We start from the raw sequence: 20,299 nt of genomic DNA on the forward strand, positions 1-20,299 counted from the left end.
ACCTCAAACCGCATAGAAATATCTGGAAGAAAAAGAGGCCTCCAGCGCAGGTTCCATCTGCGCTGGAGGCCCATTTTTGACAACGCGGCGAGCCGCTCAGAACTTGTAAGTCACACCCACGCCCAGGCGCGATGCGTCCAGCGTAGCGCTGCCGTCTGCGCGATCCACTTTCAGCTTGCGGTAGGCGGTGTACAGCCGGGTGCTTTTGGACAGATCGTAGGTGCCCATCAGGCTCAGGCCGCTGGCGTCCACTACCTTCTGGCCTGTGCCGTTATCGGTCACGGCGCTGGCGTAGCCTATGGCCACGGTGGCTGCGCCAAACGGGGCGTCCAGGCCCAGCTGCCATTCCCTGGACTTTTGCGTGCCGGTGACGCGCTCGTCGCTTTGGCGCTGCATGGCGCCGACCAGGCGGGCCGGGCCGAAGTTGTAGTGGCCGGCGACCAGGTGGAATTTGTTGGCGCCAGTGGTGTAGTGCTCCAGCTGGCGCGCATAGCCTATGCGCAGCGGGCCGGATGCGTATTCCACATGGCCGGTGAGCATGCGGGGCGCATCGGTGGCGGTGGTGGCGCCTTCGGGGGCGCTGTAGCTCAGTGAGCCCTTGACCGGGCCGATGAAGGGGCTGGCGTAGTAGACCGTGTTGTTGCCGCGCGCCAGGTAGTCGCTGCCGGTCACGGCGGGCAGGCCGTTGGCGGCGGTGCTGCCCGCACCCCAGACCTGGCCGGTCGAGGCAAAGCCCGACGAGTCGTACAGCTGGTTGGTGGAGCCGCGCAGTGCGTCAAACGCGGTCAGCATGCGGCCCAGGCGCAGCTCGCCAAAGTCACCGGCCAGGCCCACGTAGGACGCGCGGTTAAAGCCGTTGTCCGAGTTGGAGACCTTGCTGACGCTGCCATTGTCGATGCTGATGCCTTGCTCCAGCACGAACCTGGCCTGCAGGCCGCCGCCCAGGTCTTCGGAGCCGCGCAGGCCCCAGCGGCTGGCCTGCGCGCCGCCGCTGTCCACCACCGAGCCCGTGCCGGGCGGTGTGGCGCCTACCTTGTGGTTTGTCTGGCCCACCCAGGCATCGACGATGCCGTACAAGGTGACGCTGGATTGGGCCGAGGCGGCGCCGGCGAGGCTGGCGAGGGCCAGGGAGGCGAGTAATTTGGGTTGCATGGACGGTGTCTCCGATGGATAAAGTTATTAAATTAGTAGTACGTCAGTCGTCAGATGACTTGGGCGATACTAAAAACCGGAACAACAATCTGCCATCGGTGAAAACCCTTGAGGTCAGGCGTCTTGGCGGCCTGCGCGCCGCCTGCGGGTGGGGTTCGTCCGCTCAGCCCTGGCTGGGCGAGCTGCTGCGCATGCGCTCGCGGCTATTGCTCAGGTGCATGAACATGGCGGCGCGGGCGGCAGCGGCATCGCCGCGGGCGATGGCGTCATAAATGGCCTCATGCTCGCGCTGGGTGATGGCTTTGCCGCTTTCCAGCAGGGGTTGGGCCTCGCCGAAGCGGGCCGCGGTCTTGTCGACATTTGTACTGTTGGTCGCCACCGCCCCGTCGGACGGGTTGCGGCGGATGGTGGCATTGCCCAGGCTGCACAGCACTTCTTCAAAGTATTCGTTGCCGGTGGCGGCGGCAATCTGCACGTGGAACTGGAAGTCGTGTTCGGTGGTGCTGCCGCCAACGCGGCGTTGCGCATCGAAGGCGTCCAGCGCGGCGCGCATGGCCTGCAGGTGCTCGTCACGGCGGCGCATGGCGGCCAGGCTGGCGGCCTCGGACTCCAGGCTGATGCGCAGCTCCAGCATGGCCAGTTTCTGGCGCACCTGCACGTCGGGGGATGCGATGGCCAGCAGCGGCTCGGGGGCGGGCGTGGCCAGTACAAAAGTGCCCACGCCTTGCCGGGTTTCGACCAGGCCGCGCGCCTGCAGGCGCGACATGGCTTCGCGTACCACCGTGCGGCTCACGTTGAATTCGCGCATCAGGCTGGGCTCGGGCGGCACCCGGTCGCCTGGCTTCAGGGCGCCGCTGTGGATGCGCTCGGACACGCCGTCCACCACACGCTGGGGTTGGCTTTTGGCACGCAGAGGTTGTTCTTGCAGCAGGGTGCTCATGGACGGGCGTTCGGGTGGATAGCTGGCAACTATAACGCTGCCGTGTGGCTCGCCTGACGACTGATGCACAAGCCCCAAGAGCAGGTTTTACAGAGAGACCAAGGGTTTGTACCAGGAATACACGTCAGACGTGTTGCCTAGAATTATGCAAAGTCTGACGACTGATGAATAAAAAGGATGGATATGAAAATCGTAAGCGTGCACGGCACGGAGTTCAGCTTCCCCACCCGCCGTTCGGTGGATTCCGCGGGCCATTCCCATCCCGGCCCCGAAGGCTTGGGCAAGATGGCCATGCTGACCATCACCACCGATGAAGGCCATAGCGGCTACGCGTTCGCGCCACCCGAAGTGATTCGCCCCCATGTGCTCGAAGCCTTTGTGCGCAAGGTGCTGATCGGCCAGAACGCTTTCAAGCGTGAATACCTGTGGCAGGGCCTGGAGCACTGGCAACGCGGCAGCGCCGGCCAGCTGACCGACCGCGCCCTGGCCGCCGTGGACCAGGCGCTATGGGACCTGGCCGGCCGTGCGCTGGGCCAGCCGGTGTACCGCCTGATCGGCGGCTACCGCGACAAGGTGCCGGCCTATGGCAGCACCATGTGCGGTGACGAGCTGGAAGGCGGCCTGTCCACCCCCGATGAATACGCGGCCTTTGCCGAGAAGCTGGTGGCACGCGGCTACAAGGCGCTGAAGCTGCACACCTGGATGCCGCCGGTGTCGTTCGCGCCCAGCGTGGCGATGGACATCAAGGCCTGCGCCGCGGTGCGCGAAGCCGTGGGCCCGCATATCCCGCTGATGCTGGATGGCTACCATGACTACAGCCGCATGGACGCACTCACCATCGGCCGCGCGTTGGAGAAGCTCAACTTCACCTGGTTCGAGGAAATGATGAACGAGCAAAGCATGGCCTCGTATGCCTGGCTGGCCGACCAGCTGGACATCCCCATCGTTGGCCCGGAAAGCCTGTCCGGCAAGCACCACAGCCGTGCCGACTGGGTCAAGGCCGGAGCCTGCGACATACTGCGCGCCGGCGTGCCGGGCGTGGGCGGCATCTCGCCCACGCTGAAGGTGGCGCACCTGGCCGAATCGTTTGGCATGCAGTGCGAGGTGCACGGCAACGGCGCGGCCAACCTAGCGGTGTGCGCGGCTATCAAGAACTGCCGCTGGTACGAGCGCGGCCTGCTGCACCCCTTCCTGGACTACGACGAAGTGCCGGCCTATCTGAACACCCTGGCAGACCCGATGGACGCCGAGGGCTATGTGCATTTGTCGCAGCTGCCGGGCCTGGGCGAAGACATCAACTTCGACTACATCGAAGCCCATACACGCCTGAAGTATTGACGCGGCGCCGGCCCGTCAATCCCGAGGAGACAAGTCAATGCATAACAATAAATGGTGGTGCCCCGCAGCGCTGGCGCTGTGCCTGCTGGCCACCGGCGCCGGGGCGAAAACGCCGGTGGACCAGCTGATCGTCGGCTTCAGCATGAACAATCTGCTGTCGCTGGACCCGGCCGCCGCCACCGGCAACGACGTGGTGGAAATCAACACCAATCTGTACGACTACCTGATCGAGCTGGACGCCAACAACGTGGGCCAGATCCAGCCCGGCCTGGCCGAGCGCTGGACGGTCGCGCCCGACCGGCGCAGCATCACCCTGAATCTGCGCTCCGGCGTCAAGTTCCAGTCGGGCAATGCGCTGACCGCCGCAGACGCGGCTTGGTCGCTGCAGCGCGTGCTCAAGCTGAACCTGGCCATGGCCTCGCCCTGGAAGAGCTATGGCTTCAGCGCCAAGAATGTGGAGAAGATGGTGCGCTCCACCGACGCGCAAACCCTGGTGATCGACCTGCCCAAGCCCACCGACCCGAAGATGGTGCTGTTCACCCTGGCCACCTCGGTCAGCGCCGTGGTGCTGGACCGCCAAGCCGTCATGGCCCACGAGGTGAACGGCGATATGGGCGCGGCCTGGCTGACCACGCACGCCGCCGGCTCCGGCCCGTTCTCCTTGTCCGAATGGCGCGCCAAGGACACGCTGATCATGAAGCGCTTTGACGGCTACTGGCGCGGCCCGGCCAAGATGAAGCGGGTGGTCATGCGCCACATGACCGAATCGCAGTCGCTGCGCCTGATGCTGCAGCGCGGTGACCTGGACGTGGCCTCGGGCATGTCGGTGCCCGACCTGGAGGCCATGAGGCACAACCCCGACGCGGTGGTGCAGGCCATGCGCCGCGGCACGCTGTACTACGTGGCCGTGAGCATGAAGGACGCCAAGTTTGCCGACCAACGTGTGCGCCTGGCGCTGCGCAAGCTGATCGACTACGACGGCATCAACAGTGCCGTCATGCCCAACTATGGCGTGCCCAACCAGCGCCCGGTGCAGCTGGGCCTGGCCGCCACATTGCCCAGCCCGGCCTATGTGCTGGACGTGGCCGGCGCGAAGAAGCTGCTGGCCGAGGCCGGCTTCCCCAACGGCTTCAAGACCAGCATCCGCGTGCTGGCCGACCCGCCCTTCATCAACATCGCCACCAGCCTGCAGTCCACGCTGGCGCAGGCCGGCATTGATGCCAGCGTGCTGTCGGGCACCGGCAACCAGGTCTACGGCGCCATGCGCGACCGCAAGTTTGAAATTCTGGTGGGGCGCGGCGGCGGCGGTGTGGAGCCGCACCCGCACGGCAGCCTGCGCGCCCTGGTGCTCAACCCCGACAACAGCGACGCGGCAAAGCTCACCAACTTCCAGGGCTGGCGCACATCGTTCTTCAACCCCGAGCTGAACGCACTGATCGCCAAGGCCGAGGTCGAGCCCGACGAAGCCAAGCAGACCGCCGAGTACGAAAAGGTGCAGCGGCTGTACGAAACCGAGGTCGGTGCCATCCAGCCCATCTCGCAAATGGTGGACACCGTGGTGGTGCGCAAGGATTTGCGCAACTACCAGGGCCATCCATCGGCGACGACACGCTTGCGTGACGTCTACAAGCAGCGTTGAGCCCAGCCCCCTTATTCCGGAGACATGCTCTTGTCCTCTTCCAAAACTTCCAAGCTCTTGCGGGCGCTAGGCCAGCGCGCCTTCAGCGTGGTGCTGACGCTGCTCGGCCTGCTGCTGCTGACCTTTGTGATTGGCCGGGTCATGCCACTGGACCCGGTGCTGTCCATCGTCGGCCCCGATGCCGATAAATCCACCTATGAGCAGGTCTACAAACAGCTGGGGCTGGACCGGCCGCTGACCGTGCAGTTCGGCTACTACCTGCGCGACCTGCTGCATGGCGACCTGGGCAAGGCCATGCTCACCGGCCACAAGGTCACCGAAGACCTGGTGCGGGTGCTGCCCGCCACCGTGGAGTTGGCCACCATGGCCATTCTGCTGGGCGCCTGCATAGGCATTCCGCTGGGTGTGTACGCCGCCACCCGGCGTGGCCAACTGGCCGACCATGTGGTGCGTGTGATCAGCCTGTTTGGCTACTCCACACCGGTGTTCTGGTTCGGCATGATGGGCCTGCTGGTGTTCTATGCCTGGCTGGACTGGGCTGGCGGCGCGGGCCGGGTGGACCTGGCTTTTGACGGCATCGTGCCCACGCGCAGCGGCCTGCTGCTGGTCGACTCGGCCCTGGCCGGCGACTGGGAGGTGTTCCGCAGCGGGCTCAAGTTCCTGATCCTGCCGGCCAGCATTCTGGGCCTGCACTCCATGGCCTATATCAGCCGCATGACGCGCAGCTTCATGCTGGCCCAGCTGTCGCAGGAGTACATCACCACGGCGCGGGTCAAGGGCCTGTCCGAGCGCGGCGTGGTCTGGCGCCATGCGTTTCGCAACATCCTGGTGCAGCTGCTGACCATCGTGGCCCTGGCCTATGGCGGCTTGCTGGAGGGTGCGGTGCTGATAGAGACCGTGTTCGCCTGGCCCGGCTTCGGCCAGTACCTGACCAGCAGCCTGCTGCTGGGCGACATGAATGCCGTGATGGGCTGCGTGCTGGTAGTGGGAGTGATCTTCGTCACCCTGAACCTGGTCTCCGACGCCCTGTACCAAGTCTTTGACCCGAGAACACGCTGATGGCCACGCTTACCTACGACCCCACACATAACGCGACGCCGCAATCCGCCGCCCAGGCGATGCGGCAGAACCTGGCCCGCGGCACCCGCCGGCTGCTGCGCAACCCCATGACCGTCGCCGGCATGGTGGTGGTGGCCCTGCTGCTGCTGGTGGCGCTGTTTGCACCGGTCATCGCCACGCACAACCCTTTGCTACAAGATTTGAAGAAAGCGCTGCAGGCGCCGTCTGCGGCGCACTGGTTTGGCACCGATGAATACGGGCGCGACATCTTCAGCCGTCTGGTGCACGGCTCGCGCATCTCGCTCTACATCATCCTGCTGGTGACGGTGATCGTTGGCCCGGTCGGCCTGGCCGTGGGCAGTATGGCCGGCTATTTTGGCGGCTGGGTGGACAACCTGTTCATGCGCATCACCGACATCTTCATCTCCTTCCCCAGCCTGGTGTTGGCCCTGGCCTTCGTGGCCGCGCTGGGCCCTGGGCTGGACCACGCGGTGATCGCCATCGCGCTCACCGCGTGGCCGCCGATTGCCCGGCTGGCGCGGGCTGAAACCCTGTCGCTGCGCCATGCCGATTACGTGGTGGCGGCGCAGCTGCAAGGCGCCTCCAGCAGCCGCATCCTGCTGCGCTATATCGCGCCCATGCTGATGTCGTCGGTGGTGGTGCGCCTCACCATGAACATGGCCAGCGTGATCCTTACCGCTGCCGGCCTGGGTTTTCTGGGCCTGGGCGCGCAGCCGCCGCTGCCCGAATGGGGCGCGATGATCTCCAGCGGCCGCCGCTACATGATCGAATGCTGGTGGCTGGTCGCCGCACCGGGCGCCGCCATCATGCTGGTGAGCCTGGCCTTCAACCTGCTGGGTGACGGCCTGCGCGATGTACTCGACCCGCGCAGCGAATAAGGACCATGCATATGTACAACCCCCCTGCCGCCGCACTGTCCGTGGCCCCCAAGCTGCAGGTTGAAGACCTGCACATCCACTTCGCCACGCCCGAAGGCCCCATGCACGCGGTACGCGGTGTGTCCTTCAACCTGTCGCGCGAAAAGCTGGCCATCGTGGGCGAGTCCGGCTCGGGCAAGTCCACCGTGGGCCGCGCCCTGCTCAAGCTGCATCCGCGCAGCGCGCGCATCGAAGCACGTAAGCTGGCCTTCGACGGCGTGGATCTGCTGAACGCCAGCCCCAAGACCATGCAGGGCATACGCGGCCAGCGCATGTCCATGATCATGCAAGACCCCAAGTACTCACTGAACCCGGTGGTGCGCGTGGGCCAGCAAATCGCCGAGGCCTATCTGGCCCACCACAAGGTGCCGCGCGTTGAAGCCTATGAGCGTGCGCTGGCCATGCTCGAATCGGTGCATATCCGCGAGCCGCAGCGTGTCTTCAACCTGTACCCGCACGAGGTTTCGGGCGGCATGGGCCAGCGCATCATGATCGCCATGATGCTCATCACCGAGCCCGAGATCTTGATTGCCGACGAGCCCACCTCGGCGCTGGATGTGTCGGTGCGCTTGCAGGTGCTGGCGGTGCTGGACGAGCTGGTCAGCCAGCGCGGCCTGGGCTTGCTGTTCATCAGCCACGACCTGAACCTGGTGCGCCACTTCTGCGACCGCGTGCTGGTGATGTATGCCGGCCGCGTGGTCGAAAGCATTGCCGCCGCCGACCTGGACCGCGCCGAACACCCCTACACCCGCGGCCTGCTGGGCGCTCTGCCCAGCCTGGAGCAACGCCGCCCCCGCCTGCCCGTGCTGCAACGCGACCCGGCCTGGCTCACCACCTGAACCGGCAAGCAAAGGAAACTTCCATGGCCATGATCGACGTCAACGGACTGCACCTTGCCTTTGGTGCGGTGAATGTGCTCAACGATGTGCAGCTGCAGGTACGCCAGGGCCAGTCTTTCGGCCTGGTGGGCGAATCCGGCTCGGGCAAGACCACGGTGCTGCGCTGCCTGGCGGGGCAGTACAGCCACTGGACCGGCAGCGCCCGCATCGGCAACCATGCGCTGGACCACAAGCTGGGCCGCGCCCAAAAGCTGGCCCAATGCCGCGAGGTGCAGATGGTGTTCCAGGACCCCTATGGTTCGCTGCACCCGCGCCACACCATCCACACCGTGCTGGCCGAGCCCCTGCGCATCCACGACATGGACCGGGAGCGTGAGCGCATCGACAGCATCTTGGCCAAGGTGGGGCTGAACAGCAGCTTCCGCTTCCGCTACCCGCACCAGTTGTCGGGTGGCCAGCGCCAGCGCGTGGCGATAGCCCGCGCGCTGATCCTGGAGCCGCGTGTGCTGCTGCTGGACGAACCCACCTCGGCGCTCGACGTGTCCGTGCAGGCCGAAATCCTGAACCTGCTGGCCGACCTGCGCGAGCGCGATGGCCTGACCTACCTGATGGTGACGCACGACCTGGGCGTGGTGGCCCATCTGTGCGACCAGGTGGCGGTGATGCAGCACGGCCGCATCGTCGAATCGCTGAGCGTGGATGCACTCTGCAGCGGCGCCGCCCAGCACCCCTACACCCGCATGCTGGTGGAAGCCAGCCACTCGTACAGCCGTAACGCGGCAGACGCACTGGCTGCTGCAGCGTGAGACAAGGAAGCCACTGGTGTTGAACCGCCGCCATGTTCTTGCCGCCTCCTTGGTGGGGTCGCTGGCCGTTTGGTTTGTATGCGGTTCTCGGTAACCCCGCGCGCAAGGCCATGGGGTCAGATCCGAATTGCGCTCAGTCCGCTTATCGGAGTCCACGACGTCTATCCGCATTTCGGCTCTGACCCCAGGGGTGGGTAGACGCCCACTCTCAAATTGATAGCTGGTGACGCAGGTATTTCATGCGCTAGCGGCCGATTGGGTTTAACCTTTTAAAAAGGTTGATGCCTTTGGTATCCCCTGCCGGGCGCACATCCCGGCCGGGGATCGCAGAGACGCCCACAGCGATCCGCGCCACACTACGCAGCATAAAAATCTTCAAATCAAAAGACGCACTCAGCGCAAACTCCACAAGCACAAGAAGCTACAGAAAGTAGAGCGCTTTGCAGCTGCATATCTGACGAAAACCAGGGCCTGCGTTCAGCCAATGTCCTGGTGGACGCAAAGATAGTTGCCCTCGGTGTCCTTGAACCAGGCTGCCTTCTCCGCACCCAGCACGCACACGTGGTCCACGGTCTTGAAGCCGGGCAGGTCGTAGTCCTCGAACACCACGCCGGCCTTCTTCAGCCCCGCCACGCTGATGGCAATGTCTGGCACCTGGAAGCTGATCGCCGTGTGCTCCGCCTTGGTGCCGTCCGGCCGGGGAAACAGCGCCAGCGTGCTACCGCCCACCTGGTAGATGAACTTGCCGTCGGGTTGGAAACCACTGGGCGTCAATCCCAGGCAGCGTTCGTAAAACGCTCGCGCCCGCTCCATGTCGATCACCGGGAGCATGGTTGACACAGAAGCATTGGCTAGCATATGCAGTCCTTTCGCTCTAGCGGCTGGCGCTGGTGCAAGGCGATCAGCGCTTTCTTAGCATAGGCGCCAAGTTGGCAAACTACCAGTCGGCGGTGCAGCTTGGGTGCTGGTCAGTACGCGCAAGTGGACGTACATCCCGGCCAGGCATCGCATGGACGCCAAGCGCCATCCGCACCCTTTCATTCAGGATAGAAAGCTTCAAATAAAAACAGTCTCCAGCGCAAATAGCACCTGCGCGAGAAGCTATGAAAAATGCAGCGCCGGGCTATAGTGCTTCATCGCTTGCACCGGGCAATACACGCCCTTTGTATAGACCCACATCCACCCCCCATGCCCAAACTGAATCTCAGCGCAGAGGCCAGTCGTCTGCCCATTCCCTGGCGGTCCACCGTGCTCGGCAGCGCCGCCGGCGCCAACGTCAAAGTGCTGCGCATGGACGCCACGGCCTATCCACCCGAAACCCACCCCTTCGTCGAAGCCCTGCTGGTCGTGGACGGCCACATGAACCTGGAAATCGACGGCCAGCTCATCTGCGTGCAAGCCGGCGAGGTCTTCCTGGTGCCCGCCGGCCAACCCCACGCCGTGGCAGCAGGCAGCCAGGGCACGCTGGTCATCATTGACCAGTGATGGCTCTTTCTGCATATCGGAGACTTCAAATGAAAATGGCTTTGACGCAGATTCCATTTGCGTGAGAGGCTATGAAAAACAGAGCGAATCTATCCTTTTCTTCTGAACAAATGCATTTGGAGGATGGACTAGTTAAAAGCGATGCCGGGCTATAGTGGGTTATTTTTTTGGCGGTGCTCATTTCGGGCTTTGGTGCTTGTACGAAAAGCAGGTTCGCCCTTGCAAACAATAAAACTGAAAATCACGCTTTCGCTATGTCCACAGAGCATCCACCAGAAACAATCCGAACGCTGATGTCACCAAAAATCTGGCTCGGTCCATACGCAATCGTGGTTGCAGCGCTGTACCTAGGAGGATATTGGGGAGCGTTTCATATCAACGCGCTCGAATACGTCACCCTTACCGAAGTTGTCAAAGCCACTGTCTATCCAATTGCTTCTGCATTTGCAGCGTTTGCAATTGGTGCGGTAATTGGCGAATTCCTTGCCCCGATCCATCAATTACCACCTGGCGGCGGTGTAAACACAAAAACCGGAAAGGTGCTTCGCAAAATCATGCCGGTAGTTGCCATAGCTTACACCGCGGGAATTGCGCTTTACCTCATCTTTGGGCCTGTAGAAAAGTGGCGATTCATCTATATTCTTTTTGCAATCACTGTGTATTTGCCTCTTAGGGCCACCGAATTGTTGGCTCAGGAACTAAAAAATGACGGAGCGCGTTCTATAGCAATCTTTCTCTTGGCTGCGCTTCCTCCATTTGCATATGGTCGCGGTGTTCTTGAGGCTAATGATGTGTTGTCTGGCCTAAGCTATGCAACTGTCATCTCCGAGGTTCCGGGTCATGAAGTAGCTTCTGGAACCAAGCCGAGCGATCGGCTCCGGTATATCGGGAGGCTAAATGATCGCTACATACTTTTCGATCCAGTTGCTGAATCAACTCTCTTCGTGGCGGCGTCCGAATTGAAAATACTCACTCTTAAGCAGAAGCAAACTACGGACACCATGCATGTCGCATCACCGTCGAGCAACGCTGAAAGTGCGTCTATTCATCTGTCGACTAGGAGTTCGGGATTGGCAGCAGAACCAGATAGCACTGCTGGTCAAAATCCAAAATGACTATCGAAACGATGACTGCCAGACCTTAAGCCTTGCACACTGGAGATTTTTGGCCTACACCTTTTAAGCTCTTCATTCGGCGGTCATAAACTTAGGGACATGCATTTTTATTTCCTGTCCCGTGCCCTCGGAACCCTCCCATGATCGTCCGAGACCGCCCCTCTGGCCTGCGCCTGTTCCTGTTGCTGCGGGGTTCGGTGCTGCCGCGCATCCTGCCTTCGTTGCTGGTCAACACCGTGATCGCCATCGTGGTGACGCTCACGCACGGTGATCTGTTCACGCACAAGATCACGCTGACCACCATCCCGTTCACGCTGATCGGCCTGCCGATTGCGATTTTTTTGGGCTTTCGCAATACGGCGGCCTACGACCGGTATTGGGAAGGCCGCAAGCTGTGGGGCGAGATCCTGCTGCGTAGTCGCAACCTGGCCCGGCAGTGCACCAGCTTGCTGGCCTATCCGCAGCCTGTGCAGGCCAGTAACGGCCTGGACGACCTGCGAGTGCGCATGGTCTACCGCTGCATTGCCTATGCGCATGCGCTGCGCCACTACCTGCGCGGCAGCAGCGCGGTGGACGACACGCGGCGCTTCCTGCTGCCTGCCGAGTCGCAGAAGATGGGCGCGTCGTCCAACCCGCCCGACTACCTGATGCAGCGCATGGGTCTGGACCTGCAGCAAGGCCTGCAAGAGGGGCGTATCGATCCCTGTCTGGCCGCGTCTATCGACGCCACGGTATCGGCCATGGCCGGTGCGGGCGCGTCCTGCGAGCGCATCAAGGGCACGCCCATTCCGTTCTCCTACACGCTGCTGCTGCACCGCACGGCCTATCTGTACTGCTTCTTGCTGCCCTTTGGCCTGGTGGATTCGATCGGCTTCATGACGCCGCTGGTAGTGGCCATCGTGACCTATACCTTCTTTGGCCTGGACGCGCTGGGCGACGAGATCGAAGAACCGTTTGGTTTGGAGCCCAACGACCTGCCGCTGGACGCCATCTGCCGCAGCCTGGAAATCAATCTGCGCGAGTCGCTGGACGACGTAGATATTCCCCCGGCGTTGCAGCCGGTGGACTTCCGTTTGAGCTGATATGCTCTGCTTTTTATAGCTTCCAGTGCAGATAATACCTGCGCCAGAGGGCGATTCAGCATATAGCCCTCGGGGCCCTATTTACTGCACAGCCCCCGAGCTCCCCCCCAGCGCCAGCACCAGCGTGGCGTGGTTCACATACTGGTTCAAACGGTTTTCGGCCACGGCGATCTCGGCCGTGCGGCGGCTGTCTTGCGCATCCAGCCAGGGGCGCAGGGCGACGGAACCGGCGCGGTAGCGGACTTCGTACAGGCGCTCGGCCTGGATGGCGGCGTCCAGCGCTTGTTGTAGCAAGACGGCTTGCTTGCGGTACTGCTGGCGGGCGGACAGGGCGTTGTCCACATCGCCCAGGGCGGTGTACAGCGTCTGGCGGAAGTTGACCACGGCCTGGTCGCGTTGGGCCTGGGCGACCTGGATGCTCAGGTCCATGGTCTGCTGGTTCAGGAACGGTAGGCTCAGCGCTGCGCCCAAGCTGCCAAACGGGTTTTGCAGGATGTTCGCCAGCGAAGCGCTGGAGGTGCCCAGCGCGCCGGTGAGTGTCAGCGCCGGGTAGTAGCTGGCGCGGGTGGCGTCGATCTGCACATGGGCTTCGCGCAGGCGCAGCTCGGCGGCGCGCAGGTCGGGGCGGCGCGCCAGCAGCTCGGCAGGCAGGCCGGCGGCCACCTCGGGCAGCGGGCTGTTGGGCAGGGTCTGCAGGGTTTGTAGCGAGGCAGGTACCGGCGCAGCATCGAACAGCAGGGCCAGGGCGGTGTTGGCGGTGACCACGTTTTGCTGCAGCGTGGTCTGGGTGGCCTGCAGGTTCAGCAGGCTTTGCCGGGCCTCGGCCAGCTCCAGCCCGCTGGTGGCGCCCGCGCTGGCCTGGGCTTGCACCAGGGTCAGGGTCTTCTGCGCATTGGCAATGCTTTGCAGATTGGCGGCCAGGCGCTGCTGGGCATAGCCCAGTTGCCAGTACAGCTGGGCGGTGGTGGCCACCAGGGTCAGCGCGGTGCTGGCGCGGTCTTGCGCGGTGGCGCGGGCTTCCCACAGGGCCACGTCGCGCTGGCTACCCAGCTTGTTCCACAGGTCTAGCTCGTAGCTGACGCCCAGGCTGGTGCCACTGCTATGGGTGACTTGCTGCGGGTTGTTCAGTGTGCGGGTGGCCGTGCCGCTGAGGCTGCCGCTGAAGACTGGGCGGTTCTCTGCCAGGCCGGCCTGCAGTTGGGCTTCGCGCAGCTTGATGGTGGCGGCGGCCAGGTTGTTGTTGCGCGCCAGGGCCTGGGCGATCAGCTGGTCCAGCACCGGGTCGTTGAAGGCTTTCCACCAGGCGTCGTTGCTGACGGCCTGGCTGGCGTCCGCGTACTTCCATTGGCTGGAGACCGTGGTGGCGGGCGGCGTGTAGGCGGCCTGCTGGGTGGCGCAGCCGGCCAGCAGCAGGGCGCACAGCAAGGCGGGAGGGAAGGGACGGGTTTTCATTCGCGGGCCAGTGCTTCGACGGGGTTGAGCTGAGAGGCGTTGCTGGCCGGCAAAAAGCCGAACACGATGCCGATGAGGGTGGAGCAGACAAACGCGGCCACCATGGAGGCGGTGGAGTAGACCATCTGGAAGCTGGTGCCGGCCATGCTGAAGCCCCAGCCTATGGCCAGCGACAGGCCTATGCCCAGCACGCCGCCCACCAGGCAGACCAGCACGGCTTCGATCAGGAACTGCTGGCGGATATCGCTCTGCCGCGCGCCCACGGCCATGCGCACGCCGATCTCACCGGTGCGCTCAGTGACCGACACCAGCATGATGTTCATCACACCAATGCCGCCCACCACTAGCGATATCAGCGCGATGGCGGACACCAGCAGGGTCAGCACCTGGGTGGTGCTTTCAATGGTCTGGCGGATGGTGTCGGTGTTCAGCACATAGAAGTCCACCACGCCGTGGCGTTTTTTGAGCAGGCTGTTGATGCCGGCCTCGGCAGCCTTGGTGGAGACATCGTCGCTGACCCGCACGGTAATGGAGCGCAGATAGCTCTGGCCCAGCACCCGGCGCAGGGCGGCGGTGTAGGGGATGTAGACGTTCAGCGCCTCGGCGTTGCCAAAGCCGGACTCGGCCTTCTTCGCCACGCCGACCACCTGGAAGGGCACGCTGCCCAGCAGGATCACCTGGCCCACCGGGTTGGGGTCGGTGGGGAACAGCTGTTTGCGGGTGTTGTCGTCTATCACCACCTCTTGCGCCAGGTTAGTGATGCTGGCGGGGTTGAAGAAGCGGCCCTGCGCCAGCTGCACGCCCTTGACGCGGAAGTACTGCTCGCCCACGCCGTTGATATTGCCGGTCACGGCCACGTTGCCAAAGCGCAGCGTGGCCGAGCTGGAGGCCGTGGGCGTGACGCTGTCGGCATACACCTGCTGGGCCAGCGCGTCGGCGTCGCCCGGCACCAGGGTGCGCACGCGCGCCGCGCGCTGGTCGCCAAAGCCGGCGCCGGAAAAGATTTCAATCGTGTTCGTCCCTATGGAGCTGATGTTCTTCAGCACCTGCTGGCGCGAGCCCTCACCCAGCGCCACCACCGACACCACGGAGGCGATGCCGATGATGATGCCCAGCATGGTTAGAAAGCTGCGCAGCGGGTGCGAGCGCAGCGCCAGCACGGCCATGCGGAAGGCCTCGGTGAAGCGGCCCCACACCGCGCCCCAGCCGGCGCCGCCCGCGGGGGGCGCGGCCAGCACGGGCGCCACGCTGGCGGGCCGCACTTGGCGGTCGGCAATGATCTCGCCGTCGCTGATCTCGATGATGCGCTGGGCGTGTTCGGCCACCTGCATGTCGTGCGTCACCAGAATGATGGTGTGGCCCTCGGCGTGCAGCTCCTGCAGGATCTTCATCACCTCGGCGCCGCTATGGCTGTCCAGCGCGCCGGTGGGTTCGTCGGCCAGGATCACGCTGCCGCCGTTCATCAGCGCGCGCGCAATGCTCACGCGCTGCTGCTGCCCGCCGGATAGTTGGCCGGGCTTGTGGCGCATGCGGTCGGCCATGCCCAGGCGGGTCAAGAGTGCAGCGGCGCGGTCATGGCGCGCGGTGCTGTCTTTGCCGGCGTAGACGGCGGGCACTTCCACATTGCCCAGCGCGTTCAGGTCGCCCAGCAGGTGGTAGCGCTGGAAGATGAAGCCAAAGTGTTCGCGCCGCAGTTCGGCCAGCGCGTCGGGCTCCAGCTGGCCGGTCTCGCGCCCAGCCACCCGGTAAGAGCCGGTGGTGGGCCGGTCCAGGCAGCCCAGGATGTTCATCAAGGTGGATTTGCCCGAGCCGGACGCGCCCACGATGGCGATCATCTCGCCCGCGTGGATTTGCAGGTTCAGGTCTTTCAGGACGGTGATGGTCTCTTCGCCCGCGGGGAACTCGCGCCGCAAGGCGGTGAGCTCCAGCAGCGGGCTGGCAATTGCTCCGGTAATTGCGCCGGCATGTGCGCCGGTGTGGTTGCTGGCCATGCCTACATGCCCATGGGGGGACGCATGCGGGGAGCGCCAGTGCTACCAGCAGCAGCTTCGCTGACCACCACCTGGTCGCCGGCCTTCAGGCCTTCCAGAATCTGCGCGTGGATGTTGTTGTTCAAACCAACCTTCACGGCACGCGGTGTGGCCTGGCCGTCCGGGCCCAGCACGCGCACCATGGTGCGGCCCTGCTTGTCGCGCTCACCCAGCGCGGCCGAAGGGATGCTGAGCACCTGCTTGGCCTCGTCCAGCACGATGTTGACCTGGGCCGTCATGGAGATGCGCAGCTGGCCGTCGGGGTTGGGCACGTCCAGCAGGCCGTTGTAGTAGATGGCGGTGGCGCTGGTGGTGGTCGAGGTGCTGCTGCTGGTGGTGGTGTCGGTCAGGATGGAGTCGGGCGCGGGCTCCACTGTGCGCAAGGTGGTGCTGTAGCGCTTGTCGGGTGCGCCGAGGATGGTGAAGTAGACCTTCTGCCCGGGCTTGACGCGCACCACGTCGGCCTCTGAGATTTGCGCCTTCACGGTGATGGTGTCCAGCCGCGCCAGCTTGATGATGGTGGGCGTGCTCTGGTTGGCGTTCACGGTTTGCCCTTCGAGTGCCACCAGGGCGACCACCACGCCGTCCATGGGCGCCAGGATCTGGGTGTAGCCCAGGTTCAGCTGGGCGGTGTTGACGGCGATCTGGGCCTGGGTGATTTGCGCCTGCTGCGCGCTCACATCGGCGCGGGCGGTGTGCAGCGCAGCATCGGCGGTTTCAAAGTCGGCACGCGAGCCTGCGTCGGCCGCCAGCAGGGTTTGGGCGCGCTGGAAGGCCAGCTCGGCCTGCTTCTGCGTGGCCTGTTTGTAGAGCAGCTGGGACTGCACATTGGCCAGCGCGGCCTGGGCGGTGCGCAGGCTGTTTTGCTGGGTCAGCGAGTCGATCTCGGCCACCAGCTGGCCTTTTTTGACCACGTCACCCAGGGCTACTTTCAGCGACTTGATCTGGCCGGATGCCTGCGCACCCACGCTGACCTGCTTGAAGGCCTGCAGCGTGCCCGAGGCCAGCACCGCCTGCTCGATGTCGGCCAGGCCGGCGGTGGCGGTCACGTAGTCGGGCTTTTTGGCGCTGGGGAAGAAGACCAGTTTGGCGGCGACGGCCAGCACCAGCAGAAAAATGGCGGCCAGCGCGTAGCGCAGAAGTCGGGACTTGGGCATGGAGTGAGGGTGTGTGGTAGCAGCGGCTTACTTTACATAAGCCCCGTCACATGCCTGCCAAGCCCCGGCAAAGCCTTTGTAAAGCAAAGGCCGGAGGTTTGCCCCGGCGCGCTTGAGCTTGCTACTGCGCTATGGTTTTTGCGAAAAATTCATACAAGAAAATAACCCACTAGCGCAGGTATAACCTGCGCTGGCAGCTATCAAAAAAGTACTGATTTTTGATAACTTATGCGTTTGCAAACCGATCACGCCACCATCGTTTTTGGTGATCATCACCTTGGCCGGGCCAGTGGCCCTTGTACTGGCTGGGGTCGCTGATGTTGGCGGTGTTCTCATCCGGGTGTTGGATGTTGATGAACAAGGCCTTGCCATCGGGCGACTCGGCCGGCTATGCGGTTTTTGCGTGTGACGCCTTGTGCCTGCGTCGGGCCTGCTGCCAGGCGCGCTTGATGGCTGGGCTGAGCCACAGTGCCTGCATGGCTCCGTAGGCCGTAAGCGCCAAGGCGGCGCCCAGCAGCGGCAGACCCACCAGCAGCGGCCAGCCCATGGCCTGCACCCAGCCCAGCAGGCCCTGCATCCAGTCGGCGGCGCCATCGCCCATGCTGGGCAGTGGCGGCAGGGTTTGCGTGCCGGGCAGCACCCACTGGCCGATCTGAAAGGCCAGCAGGTACAGCGGCACGATGGTCAGCGGGTTGGTGTAGCAGGTGGCCAGGGCACCGGCAATCGCATTGCCGCGCAGCCAGGCGCAAGCGGCAAAGGTGGCGGGCACCTGCAGCGGGCCGGGGATCAGCCCGCAGAACATGCCTATGGCCACGCCCAGGGCCAGTGGGCGGCGGTTGAAGTTGAACACCTCGCGCCGGTCCAGCCAGGGCCGCATGCGCTGCAGCAGCGGCCCGTGCAGATGGGCCAGCACCCGGGGCTCCAGGCCACGCAGCCAATGGCGCAGGGTGTGCGCGTAACTGGCCATCAGTGCGCCGGCGGGCTGGGTTTGCGCGAGGTGATGAGCGAGGCCACGATGGACGCGGCAATCAGCAGCGCCGTCACCAGCAGGGCGTAGCCGATCGGGATCTTCACCAGGTCGATCAGTAGCATCTTGCCGCCGATGAATACCAGCACCAGGGCCAGGCCATAGGCCAGCAGGTGGAAGCGGTCCGCCAGGTCGGCCAGCAGAAAGTACAGCGCGCGCAGGCCCAGGATGGCGAAGATGTTGGCGGTCAGCACGATGAACGGGTCGCTGGTAATGGCGAAGATAGCGGGGATGCTGTCCACCGCAAAAATCACGTCGGTGGTACCTATCAGCACCAGCACCACGAACAGCGGCGTGTAGTACTTGACGCCGTTGACCTGGGTGGACAGCTTCTCGCCGTCAAACGCGTCGCTGATCTTCATGCGGCCGCGCAGAAAGCGCAGCACCGGGTTTTGTGCAATATCCGGCTCCTTGCCGGCCGCCAGCCACATCTTGGTGCCGGTGAACACCAGGAAGGCGCCGAACACATACAGCAGCCAGTGGAAGGTGGCCAGCAGCCAGGCGCCCGCCAAAATCAGGATGGCGCGCAGCACGATCGCGCCGATGATGCCGGTGATCAGCGCGCGCTTCTGGTATTGGGCTGGCACGCCGAAGTAGCTGAAGATCATCAGGAACACAAAGATGTTGTCCACCGACAGGCTCTTTTCCACCAGGTAGCCGGTAATGAACTGCATGGACACGGTATTGGCCACCGTGCGGCTCTGGCTGTAGTCCAGGTAGGTCCACAGCAGGCCCACGAACACAAAGGCCAGCGAGAACCACAGCACACTCCAGCCGGCGGCTTCTTTCATGGTGACCTGGTGCGCGCCCTGGCGCTCCATCACCCAGAGGTCGATGCCAATGGCCACCACCACAAAGACGGCAAAGCCGACCCACATCCACCAGGTTCCGATTGTTTCCATGCCGCTGCTTCCTTTCTTCGTATGCCAGACCCCGTGCAGATCTGCCGGGCGCCAGGGCGTAAGTCTAGGGGTAGACTACTTCCGAGAAAACATGCTTAAACCATAGCGTATCTTCGGAAATTACGAAATGTGCGGCCGGCACCGCCTGGTGGTTTGCCCCGCTTATGCGGCTACGGTGCGCCGGCTGGTCCACCAGCCTTCCAGGCTGTACACCACCAGCGCGGCCCAAATCATGCCAAAGCCCGCCAGACGCGATAACTCGAAGGGCTCGTGGAACAGCCACACGCCGGTGGCGAACTGCAGGCTGGGTGAGATGTATTGCAGGATGCCCATGGTGGACATCGGGATCAGGCGCGCGCCAGCGGCAAACAGCAGCAGGGGCACGGCCGTCATGGGCCCGGCAAACACCAGCAGGGCGATGGTGGCACTGTCGCCCTGCGCCAGCACGCCCTGGCCTTGCCAGGTTGCCCAACCCAGCATGACGGCAGCTATTGGCGCCAGCAGCATGGTCTCCAGCGCCAGGCCTTCCAGCGCGCCCAGGTGAGCCACCTTGCGCAGCAGGCCGTAGAAGCCAAAGGTCAGCGCCAGCACCAGCGAGATCCAGGGCAGGTGCCCGGTCTGTACCGTCAGCCACAGCACGCCACCGGCGGCCACCGCCACCGCCAGCCACTGGCCGGGCCGGGGCCGTTCACCCAGAAACACAAAGCCCAGCGCCACGCTGACCAGCGGCAGGATGAAGTAGCCCAGGCTGGCGTCCACGATGTGCTGGTGCTGCACCGCCCAGACATAGACCAGCCAGTTGCCCGACAGCAGCAGCGCCGACAGCGTAAATGCTCCCAGCACCTTGGGTTGGCCGCGCAGCGCGCGCATCCAGGACCAGCGCTTGAGCACGCCCAGCAGCAGCAGCACAAACACCAGCGACCACAGCGTGCGGTGCAGCACCATCTCCAGCGCTGGCACCTGGTTCAGGTGGTGGAAGTACAGCGGGAACAGGCCCCAGGCCGCGTAAGCCAGGGTGGCGTAAAGGATTCCGGGATGCATGGCGAAGGGGGGTAAAAGACGGTGGGCAGCGTGGCTACCCAAAATGACTGGCCCGCAGACCACTACATAAATTGTAGCTACCTGCGCAGTATTTATCTGCGCTGGGGGCTTGCTTCTTACACAGATTGGATGGTGACGAACTTGCGCACCGGGCTGGACAGCACCAGGGACGAGGTCACCGCACCATGTACCGCCAGCGCATCCACCACGCGCTGCAGGTCCTTTTTGTCGAATTGCATCGGGGTTTCCGATGGGCCATCGGCCTGCTGTTTGAGCGTCGGCCCACCTCCGTATCAG

Annotated in this window: 18 protein-coding genes and 1 pseudogene; 9 read left to right on the forward strand and 10 right to left on the reverse strand. The window is 63.9% G+C overall.

Going from position 1 to position 20,299, the window contains the following annotated elements; genetic code table 11:
• Positions 1-96: 96 nt before the first annotated feature.
• Both AC07O2_RS09670 and AC07O2_RS09675 read right to left on the reverse strand, forming a co-directional pair.
• Complete coding sequence (locus tag AC07O2_RS09670; protein ID WP_495075525.1) at positions 97-1,152, reverse strand: porin; 1,056 nt, start codon at positions 1,150-1,152, stop codon at positions 97-99.
• Positions 1,153-1,315: 163 nt separating this feature from the next.
• Positions 1,316-2,092 (reverse strand): FadR/GntR family transcriptional regulator, encoded by a 777-nt coding sequence (locus AC07O2_RS09675; RefSeq protein ID WP_495075526.1) that lies wholly within the window; start codon positions 2,090-2,092, stop codon positions 1,316-1,318.
• Between the two features lie 183 nt (positions 2,093-2,275).
• Between AC07O2_RS09675 and AC07O2_RS09680 the strand changes: the two genes are divergently transcribed.
• The 6 genes from AC07O2_RS09680 to AC07O2_RS09705 are packed head-to-tail and all read left to right on the forward strand — an operon-like array spanning position 2,276 to position 8,711.
• Entirely contained in the window at positions 2,276-3,430 is a 1,155-nt protein-coding gene (locus AC07O2_RS09680; RefSeq protein WP_495075527.1) for a mandelate racemase family protein, read from the forward strand.
• A gap of 37 nt (positions 3,431-3,467) precedes the next feature.
• Positions 3,468-5,069 carry an ABC transporter substrate-binding protein gene (locus tag AC07O2_RS09685; RefSeq protein WP_495075528.1) on the forward strand — a complete coding sequence of 534 codons (1,602 nt, stop codon included), beginning with the start codon at positions 3,468-3,470 and terminating at the stop codon, positions 5,067-5,069.
• A gap of 24 nt (positions 5,070-5,093) precedes the next feature.
• Entirely contained in the window at positions 5,094-6,128 is a 1,035-nt protein-coding gene (locus AC07O2_RS09690) for an ABC transporter permease (protein WP_495075529.1), read from the forward strand.
• Entirely contained in the window at positions 6,128-7,027 is a 900-nt protein-coding gene (locus AC07O2_RS09695) for an ABC transporter permease (protein WP_495075530.1), read from the forward strand. Before AC07O2_RS09690 ends, AC07O2_RS09695 begins: the two co-directional genes overlap by 1 nt.
• Before the next feature lie 11 nt (positions 7,028-7,038).
• The gene (locus AC07O2_RS09700) at positions 7,039-7,905 is read left to right on the forward strand and encodes an ABC transporter ATP-binding protein (RefSeq protein ID WP_495075531.1); all 867 of its coding nucleotides are present in this window, start codon (positions 7,039-7,041) and stop codon (positions 7,903-7,905) included.
• Between the two features lie 29 nt (positions 7,906-7,934).
• Positions 7,935-8,711, forward strand: coding sequence for an ABC transporter ATP-binding protein (locus AC07O2_RS09705; protein WP_495075820.1), 777 nt, complete (start codon positions 7,935-7,937; stop codon positions 8,709-8,711).
• 477 nt (positions 8,712-9,188) lie between these two features.
• Here AC07O2_RS09705 and AC07O2_RS09710 read toward each other — a convergent pair whose 3' ends face one another.
• A complete protein-coding gene (locus tag AC07O2_RS09710; protein WP_495075532.1) occupies positions 9,189-9,569 on the reverse strand; it encodes a VOC family protein in 381 nt (126 codons plus the stop codon).
• A gap of 330 nt (positions 9,570-9,899) precedes the next feature.
• Here AC07O2_RS09710 and AC07O2_RS09715 point away from each other — a divergent pair, with 330 nt between their 5' ends.
• The 3 genes from AC07O2_RS09715 (at position 9,900) to AC07O2_RS09725 (ending at position 12,393) form a co-directional block, all read left to right on the forward strand.
• On the forward strand, positions 9,900-10,196 hold the full coding sequence (locus AC07O2_RS09715) for a cupin domain-containing protein (RefSeq protein ID WP_495075533.1): 297 nt from the start codon (positions 9,900-9,902) through the stop codon (positions 10,194-10,196).
• A gap of 167 nt (positions 10,197-10,363) precedes the next feature.
• On the forward strand, positions 10,364-11,311 hold the full coding sequence (locus AC07O2_RS09720) for a hypothetical protein (protein ID WP_495075534.1): 948 nt from the start codon (positions 10,364-10,366) through the stop codon (positions 11,309-11,311).
• Positions 11,312-11,451: 140 nt separating this feature from the next.
• Positions 11,452-12,393, forward strand: a complete 942-nt coding sequence (locus AC07O2_RS09725; protein WP_495075535.1) for a bestrophin family protein — start codon at positions 11,452-11,454, stop codon at positions 12,391-12,393.
• 81 nt (positions 12,394-12,474) lie between these two features.
• Here the strand turns inward: AC07O2_RS09725 and AC07O2_RS09730 are convergent, their stop codons facing one another.
• The 7 genes and pseudogenes from AC07O2_RS09730 to AC07O2_RS09760 form a co-directional block, all read right to left on the reverse strand.
• Positions 12,475-13,845 (reverse strand): efflux transporter outer membrane subunit, encoded by a 1,371-nt coding sequence (locus AC07O2_RS09730; RefSeq protein WP_495075536.1) that lies wholly within the window; start codon positions 13,843-13,845, stop codon positions 12,475-12,477.
• Positions 13,842-15,788: a MacB family efflux pump subunit gene (locus tag AC07O2_RS09735; protein ID WP_495075821.1), complete on the reverse strand. Its 1,947-nt coding sequence runs from the start codon at positions 15,786-15,788 to the stop codon at positions 13,842-13,844. The genes AC07O2_RS09730 and AC07O2_RS09735 overlap by 4 nt, the downstream gene beginning before the upstream one ends.
• A gap of 50 nt (positions 15,789-15,838) precedes the next feature.
• A complete protein-coding gene (locus tag AC07O2_RS09740; RefSeq protein ID WP_495075537.1) occupies positions 15,839-17,032 on the reverse strand; it encodes an efflux RND transporter periplasmic adaptor subunit in 1,194 nt (397 codons plus the stop codon).
• Positions 17,033-17,420: 388 nt separating this feature from the next.
• Positions 17,421-17,999 carry a DUF2062 domain-containing protein gene (locus tag AC07O2_RS09745; protein WP_495075538.1) on the reverse strand — a complete coding sequence of 193 codons (579 nt, stop codon included), beginning with the start codon at positions 17,997-17,999 and terminating at the stop codon, positions 17,421-17,423.
• The gene (locus AC07O2_RS09750) at positions 17,999-18,961 is read right to left on the reverse strand and encodes a TerC family protein (protein ID WP_495075539.1); all 963 of its coding nucleotides are present in this window, start codon (positions 18,959-18,961) and stop codon (positions 17,999-18,001) included. The genes AC07O2_RS09745 and AC07O2_RS09750 overlap by 1 nt, the downstream gene beginning before the upstream one ends.
• 162 nt (positions 18,962-19,123) lie before the next feature.
• Positions 19,124-20,002, reverse strand: coding sequence for an EamA family transporter RarD (rarD, locus tag AC07O2_RS09755; RefSeq protein WP_495075540.1), 879 nt, complete (start codon positions 20,000-20,002; stop codon positions 19,124-19,126).
• Positions 20,003-20,118: 116 nt separating this feature from the next.
• A pseudogene (locus AC07O2_RS09760) lies at positions 20,119-20,223 on the reverse strand (Lrp/AsnC family transcriptional regulator); the annotation flags it as partial.
• Between the last annotated feature and the right edge of the window lie 76 nt (positions 20,224-20,299).

The organism is Rhodoferax sp. GW821-FHT10B06, assembly GCF_059415605.1.

Bases quoted from the DNA above. Each gene is read 5' to 3' on its own strand.
- AC07O2_RS09670 (WP_495075525.1), bottom strand. From the start codon at position 1,152: ATGCAACCCAAATTACTCGCCTCCCTGGCCCTCGCCAGCCTCGCCGGC.
- AC07O2_RS09675 (WP_495075526.1), bottom strand. From the start codon at position 2,092: ATGAGCACCCTGCTGCAAGAACAACCTCTGCGTGCCAAAAGCCAACCC.
- AC07O2_RS09680 (WP_495075527.1), top strand. From the start codon at position 2,276: ATGAAAATCGTAAGCGTGCACGGCACGGAGTTCAGCTTCCCCACCCGC.
- AC07O2_RS09685 (WP_495075528.1), top strand. From the start codon at position 3,468: ATGCATAACAATAAATGGTGGTGCCCCGCAGCGCTGGCGCTGTGCCTG.
- AC07O2_RS09690 (WP_495075529.1), top strand. From the start codon at position 5,094: ATGCTCTTGTCCTCTTCCAAAACTTCCAAGCTCTTGCGGGCGCTAGGC.
- AC07O2_RS09695 (WP_495075530.1), top strand. From the start codon at position 6,128: ATGGCCACGCTTACCTACGACCCCACACATAACGCGACGCCGCAATCC.
- AC07O2_RS09700 (WP_495075531.1), top strand. From the start codon at position 7,039: ATGTACAACCCCCCTGCCGCCGCACTGTCCGTGGCCCCCAAGCTGCAG.
- AC07O2_RS09705 (WP_495075820.1), top strand. From the start codon at position 7,935: ATGATCGACGTCAACGGACTGCACCTTGCCTTTGGTGCGGTGAATGTG.
- AC07O2_RS09710 (WP_495075532.1), bottom strand. From the start codon at position 9,569: ATGCTAGCCAATGCTTCTGTGTCAACCATGCTCCCGGTGATCGACATG.
- AC07O2_RS09715 (WP_495075533.1), top strand. From the start codon at position 9,900: ATGCCCAAACTGAATCTCAGCGCAGAGGCCAGTCGTCTGCCCATTCCC.
- AC07O2_RS09725 (WP_495075535.1), top strand. From the start codon at position 11,452: ATGATCGTCCGAGACCGCCCCTCTGGCCTGCGCCTGTTCCTGTTGCTG.
- AC07O2_RS09730 (WP_495075536.1), bottom strand. From the start codon at position 13,845: ATGAAAACCCGTCCCTTCCCTCCCGCCTTGCTGTGCGCCCTGCTGCTG.
- AC07O2_RS09740 (WP_495075537.1), bottom strand. From the start codon at position 17,032: ATGCCCAAGTCCCGACTTCTGCGCTACGCGCTGGCCGCCATTTTTCTG.
- AC07O2_RS09745 (WP_495075538.1), bottom strand. From the start codon at position 17,999: ATGGCCAGTTACGCGCACACCCTGCGCCATTGGCTGCGTGGCCTGGAG.
- AC07O2_RS09750 (WP_495075539.1), bottom strand. From the start codon at position 18,961: ATGGAAACAATCGGAACCTGGTGGATGTGGGTCGGCTTTGCCGTCTTT.
- rarD (WP_495075540.1), bottom strand. From the start codon at position 20,002: ATGCATCCCGGAATCCTTTACGCCACCCTGGCTTACGCGGCCTGGGGC.